The 5,973-nt window shown below is 72.9% G+C and carries 8 protein-coding genes; 4 read left to right on the top strand and 4 right to left on the bottom strand.

Annotated elements, in window-relative coordinates:
* Nucleotides 1-141 precede the first annotated feature (141 nt).
* Nucleotides 142-660: a hypothetical protein gene (locus EHS43_RS35115; RefSeq protein WP_125194684.1), complete on the top strand. Its 519-nt coding sequence runs from the start codon at nt 142-144 to the stop codon at nt 658-660.
* A 36-nt stretch (nt 661-696) separates the two neighbouring features.
* Here the strand turns inward: EHS43_RS35115 and EHS43_RS35110 are convergent, their stop codons facing one another.
* Nucleotides 697-1,383 carry a hypothetical protein gene (locus tag EHS43_RS35110; protein ID WP_125194683.1) on the bottom strand — a complete coding sequence of 229 codons (687 nt, stop codon included), beginning with the start codon at nt 1,381-1,383 and terminating at the stop codon, nt 697-699.
* The gene (locus EHS43_RS35105; RefSeq protein WP_125194682.1) at nt 1,380-1,937 is read right to left on the bottom strand and encodes a SigE family RNA polymerase sigma factor; all 558 of its coding nucleotides are present in this window, start codon (nt 1,935-1,937) and stop codon (nt 1,380-1,382) included. Before EHS43_RS35105 ends, EHS43_RS35110 begins: the two co-directional genes overlap by 4 nt.
* A 194-nt stretch (nt 1,938-2,131) precedes the next feature.
* Here EHS43_RS35105 and EHS43_RS35100 point away from each other — a divergent pair, with 194 nt between their 5' ends.
* Together EHS43_RS35100 and EHS43_RS46805 are read left to right on the top strand one after the other, a co-directional pair.
* Entirely contained in the window at nt 2,132-2,488 is a 357-nt protein-coding gene (locus EHS43_RS35100; protein WP_125194681.1) for a PRC-barrel domain-containing protein, read from the top strand.
* Nucleotides 2,489-2,517: 29 nt separating this feature from the next.
* Nucleotides 2,518-2,682 carry a hypothetical protein gene (locus EHS43_RS46805; protein WP_185806548.1) on the top strand — a complete coding sequence of 55 codons (165 nt, stop codon included), beginning with the start codon at nt 2,518-2,520 and terminating at the stop codon, nt 2,680-2,682.
* 97 nt (nt 2,683-2,779) lie between these two features.
* Here the strand turns inward: EHS43_RS46805 and dctA are convergent, their stop codons facing one another.
* Together dctA and EHS43_RS35090 are read right to left on the bottom strand one after the other, a co-directional pair.
* Nucleotides 2,780-4,210 carry a C4-dicarboxylate transporter DctA gene (gene dctA / locus EHS43_RS35095; protein WP_125194680.1) on the bottom strand — a complete coding sequence of 477 codons (1,431 nt, stop codon included), beginning with the start codon at nt 4,208-4,210 and terminating at the stop codon, nt 2,780-2,782.
* Nucleotides 4,207-5,325: a PrpF domain-containing protein gene (locus tag EHS43_RS35090; RefSeq protein ID WP_125194679.1), complete on the bottom strand. Its 1,119-nt coding sequence runs from the start codon at nt 5,323-5,325 to the stop codon at nt 4,207-4,209. Before EHS43_RS35090 ends, dctA begins: the two co-directional genes overlap by 4 nt.
* A gap of 144 nt (nt 5,326-5,469) precedes the next feature.
* On the opposite strand from EHS43_RS35090, the gene EHS43_RS35085 reads away from it, so the two are divergent.
* Nucleotides 5,470-5,973: LysR family transcriptional regulator (locus EHS43_RS35085; protein ID WP_148104159.1), on the top strand; the 504-nt coding region annotated here is incomplete at its 3' end.

Genomic DNA, 5,973 nt, shown 5'->3' with positions numbered 1-5,973 from the left:
AGGGAACACCGCCCCGCGCGCGGGGCGCACACTGGAGGAGCACGGCGCCCGGAAACGGGCTCTGCGCGCCGGGTCGCCCGGGTCGTAAGGGCACGTCGGCCGCCCCGGAAGCCGCGGACGTCACACACGCCGGGAGGGGCCATGCGTACAGGCACAGTTCCGGACACACCGACGCCCCGGGCCGCACGGTGGCTCGGCGTCGTACGGCCGTTCCTGCGCCCCCTCGTACGCCCCCACCGGCGACCGGCCCCCGTCGGCCCGTCGCGGGCGCACCAGTTGCGGGCGCTCGTCGCGGTGCTGGACGAGGCGGTGGCCGCGCAGAGGCCGGCCGACGAGGCGGTGGCCGCGTGCGGCGAACCCGGCCCGCCGGCGCACGGGGCGGCCAGGTGCGGGGTGCAGAGCATCACCCTGCACCGGCTGCGCGCCCGGCTCCAGGACCTGCGGACCACGGACCCGGACCTGATGACGGCACAGGCCCACGCGGCCCGGCTGCTCGCCTACGACCTGTGGATGCTGCGCGCCTCGATGAACCTGGCCTTCACCGCCCGCCCCGTCGACCGCACCGAGGCGGCCCGAGTGCGCCTCAACGGCCTGGGACGCCCCGCGGACGACCTGCGCCGGCTGCGCGACACCCTGCGCGCGGAGCTCTCCGAGGCGTAGGGCCCCGGAGCGCCCGGTGCGGCTCTCCTACGACCGTCAGCCGGGATCCAGCCGCCCGGCCAGTTCATGGGCGGTCGCGCTGGTGAGGTCCCCGTCGTAGGGCCCGGCGATCTCAAGACGGCCGCCGGTGATCGAGGCGGTCACGAACGGGGTGCCCCAGAGCTTGCCGTCGACGACGATGGCCACCTCGTTGCGCGGGGCCGGCTTCGCGGCCAGGGAGCCGGTGAGGGCGGCGAACCGTTCCCGGTCGGCCGCGTCGAGGCTCACCTCGACCTTCCAGGTGCCGTTGCTCTTCCCGGCCTCGGCGGAGCTGACCCGCACGCCGGTCATGCCCGCGGCCCGGTCGACCCGGACGCACGACGCCGGGTGGGTCGCGCTCGCCCGCACCGTGTAGCCGCCGCTGCCGCGGGCGCAGGCCTCCTGGACGGACGAGGTGACCGGCAGGAAGGAGACCAGGGCCGCCGGCGCACCGGTGCCGTCCCCCGCCCCCGGCTGCACCACGTGCGCACGCGGGGTCGCCCCGTCCGCGACGGCCGCCCAGGTGGTGGCGACCGCGACGGCGGCGACGAGACCGACCCCGGCGCGGGTCAGCCGCTGCCGCCGCCGCGCGATCCGCAACGCGCCGTCGGCCAGCCCGGCCAGATGGGCACCGGCGTCACCGCCGACGTCCCGGACGTGGGCGTGCAGGGCGTCGTGCAGCGGGTGTGCGATCGGGTCGTTCATGCGAGGCCCCTTCCGGTGGCAGTGGAGGAGGCGCTGGAGGAGGCGCTGGACGACCCGGCTCCGGCCAGGGTGCCGCGGAGGGCGGCAAGGGCCTTGTGGGTCTGGCTGCGGACCGTCCCCTGCGCGACACCGAGGATCGCCGCGATCTCCGCGTCGGGCCGGTCCTCGAAGTAGCGCAGCACGATCACCGCGCGCTGGCGCTTGGGAAGCCGCCGCAGTGCGGCCATGATGTCCTGGCGCTGGACGACGGTCTCGGCCCAGTCGGCGGTCTGCGCGGACGGCCGGTCCGGCAGGGTGTCGGTGACCGTCTCCCGGCCCCAGCTCAGCAGCCGGAAGCGGTCCACCTGGGCGTTGTAGAGCGCCCGGCGCACATAGATCTCCGGCTGCTCCCGGTCCCGCAGCTTCGACCAGCGCCGGGCGGTGGCGGCGAGCGCGGTCTGGAGCAGGTCCCGGCCCTGCTCCCAGTCCCCGGTCAGCAGGTAGGCCGTGTGCAGCAGCGTTCTCGACCGCGCCGCCACGAACTCGCGGAACTGGCGTTCCTCGTCGGCATTCAATGCGCCCTCCCTCGTTCCCTCGTTAAGACGGGTGCGGAAGGCGGTTCGACTGCCCCGCGGCCCGGACTTTTCCGGACCGCCTGCGCCAGGCCCCTCGCGGGCGCGGAGGTGTCGCCGGGGCTGATGCGGGAACGTGGAGAAGTGCCTTCCCCGGTACCGCCCCTCGGTACCCCGAGCCGCGAAGGGACCCAAGGATGATCCAGAGTGCGGATATCCGTGAGTGGCGTACCCACGACGTCCTCGACGCGGGCGGTCACAAGATCGGCACGTTGGAGTCCGTGTACGTGCGCACCAGCACCGACGAGCCCGCCATGGGCACGGTCCAGGTCGGGCTGCCCACCCGCCGCCAGCTGGTCTTCGTCCCGCTGGACGGCGCGGTCGTGGGGCCGGGCTACGTCAAGGTGAACTACGACCGGTCGCTGGTGAAGAAGGGTCCGTCGATCGGCACGGACGACGTGCTGCCCGCCGAGGACGAGGCGGCGATCTTCGCGCACTACGGCCTGCCCTACCAGCCCGGCGCGAACGGCGAGCGTCAGCTCGCACGCCGCTGACCGGCCCCGTCGAGGAGGCACTTCACGTCATGACACTCTTCCTGCTCCTGGTCCTCGCGGCGATCGTGCTCGGCATCATCGGCGTCGCCGTCAAGGGCCTGTTCTACCTGCTGATCATCGGCGTCGTGGTGTTCGTCGCGGCCCTGGTGTTCCTGGGCATGCAACTCGGCCGACACCGCCGCCCACTGCGCTGAGCCGTGCGAGGAGGACCCCGCGTCGGCTCCGGCATGCCGAAACGCGGCGAGGCCGGTCCGGAGTCCCCGCTCCGGGCCGGCCTCGCCGAGGGATGGGTCAGCCCGCGGCGGGCACCGGTTCACGGTCCCTTCCGGCCGGTGCCTCGGGACCCGCATCCCCCGCCGGTACGGGAGCGGTCCGCGGGACGGGGGCCTGCTCGCCCTCGGGCTCGGGCTCGGCGGTGAACGGGAGGTCGCCGCGGAGGACCGCCCTGGCGCGCTCCTCGTCCAGCTGTCCCTCCCACTTGGCCACCGCGAGGGTGGCGACGCCGTTGCCGACCACGCTGGTCAGGGCGCGGGCCTCGGACATGAAGCGGTCGATGCCGAAGATCAGGGCCAGCGCGGCGACGGGCACGTGCGGTACGGCGCTGAGGGTGGCCGCCAGGGCGATGAAGCCGGAACCGGTGACACCGGCCGCGCCCTTGGATGTGAGCAGCATGACGGCGAGCATGGACAGCTGCTGGGTGAGGCTGAGGTCGATGCCGAGGGCCTGGGCGAGGAAGACCGAGCCCATGGTCAGGTAGATGGCGGTGCCGTCGAGGTTGAAGGAGTACCCGGCGGGCAGCGTGATCCCGACCACCGGTTTCGAGGCGCCCGCGTGCTGGAGCTTGGCCATCAGCCGCGGCAGCACCGGCTCGGAGGACGAGGTGCCGAGGACGATCAGCAGCTCCTCCTTGATGTAGCGCAGGAAGGGCAGCAGGCGCAGCCCGTTGACGCGCATGACGCCGCCGAGCACGACCAGGACGAAGAAGAGAGCGGTGAGCCAGAAGGAGCCGACCAGCAGGAAGAGGTGGCGCAGGGTGTCCAGGCCGTAGTTGCCGATGGTGAAGGCCATGGAGCCGAAGGCGCCGATGGGGGCGAGCCGCATGATCCAGCGGATGAGCGTGAACAGGACCTTGGACAGCTTCTGGACGCCCTGGGTGATGCCCGCGCCCGCCTCGCCGGCGGCGTTGAGGCCGAAGCCGAACAGGACCGAGACCAGCAGCACGGGCAGGATCTCGTGGCCGGTCAGCGCGCTGAGCAGGGTGTCCGGGATCATGGAGAGGACGAAGGCGGCGACGCTCTCGTGGCTCGCGGTCGCCTCGGGCGGCAGCCCCTCGGTCGACAGGGTCGAGGGGTCGACGTGCAGCCCGCTGCCGGGCTGGACCACGTTCACCACGACCAGACCGATCACCATGGCGACGGTCGTCAGGACCTCGAAGTAGATCAGCGCCTTGAGACTGACCCGGCCGACGGCGCGCGCGTTGCCCATGGAGGCGATGCCGTGGACGACCGTACAGAAGATGACGGGCGCGATCATCATGCGGACCAGCGCGATGAACCCGTCGCCCAGGGGTTTGAGCTCGGCTCCGAACGACGGCCACAGCCAGCCGACGGCGGCACCGGCCAGGACACCGATCAGGCACTGGACGTACAGCAGGGACAGCAGCCTGCGCAGGCGGCTCGGCGGGGCGGTGCCGGTACCCGGGGCAGCGTCGTTGCGGCTCATGCGGGGCGTCCTTCCAGGACGGGAACGAGGAGTTCGGCTCGGGCGATACGGCGGGCGGCGCGGTGCAGCAGCACCGTGGGGGAGGCGCCCTCCGCTGCGGGAACGGCTCGGGCGGTGATGACACCGGCCGGGGTGCCCAGGCGCAGCGTCCCGTCGGCGGTCTGCCGGGCGACGCGGTGGGCGAGCGTGCCGGGGGTGGCGGCAGCGGTGGTCAGGGCGACGGCCGAGGTGAGGCCGATCGCGGGGTGAGGCGCGTGCATGGAGACCATGCGGACGGCCAGGTCGTACTCGTCCTGATGGACGAGGGTGCCATCCGTGGTGCGGTAGGCGACAGGACGGGCGACCACTCCGACCTTCGGGACGGCGTGGCTGACGGGGTCGGTCTCCCGGGCCAGTCCCATGGCCAGGGCGGCCGGCCGGCGCAGCATGGTGAGGGCGGGCACGACCTCGGCGAAGCCGGCGAGGGACTCGGTGCCGTCGAGCCCGAACGCCTTGGCCTCGAAGAGGGCCGCGGGGGCGCCGGCGTCGACGAGGGAGGCCTCGACGGTGCCGGTGGGTCCGGTCAGCGTGTCCAAGGCGTGGCCGGTCGGCAGGGCCCGGCCCGTCGAGGTGCCCGCGGGGTCCTCGAAGCCGAGGAGCACCGGCACGCCGAGCGCGGCGGTGCCCGGCACCCGGGCCGTCCCCGCGTCGGGGGCGGTCCGCCCCGGGGTGGGGATGGTGCCGCTGAGGCGGGCGCCGGTGTTGACGTTGAGCATCCGCACCGTGGTCGAGTCCGAGGTGAGGGGCACCAGGCCGTTGTGGACGGCGTACAGGGCGACGGCGGTGGCGCAGTTGCCGCAGTTGCTGGTCCACTCCACCTGCTCGTCGCCGATGCCGACCTGGGCGAAGGCGTACTCGACGTCGACGTCCGGCTTCGCCGAGGTCCGGACGATCGCCGCCTTGGAGGTGGTGGAGGAGGCTCCGCCGACGCCGTCGATCTGACGGGGGTCGGCGGCGTTGTAGGCGGCGAGCAGCAGGGTGTCCGCGTCCACGCCGGTCGCCACCACGTCATGGTGGTCGAAGATCCAGCACTTGCTGGTACCTCCGCGGATCATCTCGCCCTGCAGACGCAACACAACAGACTCCTCGTGGGAACCCCGACGGCATCTCCGTGCGGGATGCGATCCACAGTGGGCGCGTCCAGCGTGAAGTACAATCTCGGAAATCTGCAGGGGTATTAAGCTGAAGTGAACGCTGAAGCGAGCACCGGAAGGGGTGAGATGCTCGACGTCCGGCGCATCCTGCTGTTCACCGAGGTGGCCCGCCGGGGCTCGGTCACGGCCACCGCCCGAGCCCTCAACTACACCCCGTCAGCGGTGTCGCAGCAGGTCAGCCGCCTGGAGACGGAGGCCGGGCAGCCGCTCCTGGAGCGTCATGCGCGGGGTGTCACCCTCACGGACGCGGGGCGCGCGCTGGCCGCGCGGGGAGAGCGGATCCAGCGCGAGCTGACGGCCGCGGAGAACGAACTCGCCGACTTCGCGGGACTGCGTGCGGGCACGCTCCGGGTCGGAACCTTCCCCACCGTCGGCGCCTCCCTCCTCCCGCGCGCCGTGATCGCCTTCCGCCGGACCCACCCCGAGGTGCGGCTGACGGTGCGCAGCGCCCGTATCGCGGGACTGTGGGCGATGCTGGAGAACCGCGAGATCGAGATGTCCCTGATGTGGGACTACGACTGGAACCGCATCGACCGCGAGGACATCGTGGTCACCTCGCTCGTCGACGAC

It is taken from the genome of Streptomyces sp. RP5T (genome assembly GCF_003933965.1).
Taxonomy (GTDB): domain Bacteria; phylum Actinomycetota; class Actinomycetes; order Streptomycetales; family Streptomycetaceae; genus Streptomyces.
The sequence above is the reverse complement of the archived record's forward strand: the minus strand, read 5'-3'. Positions and strand labels throughout refer to the sequence as shown.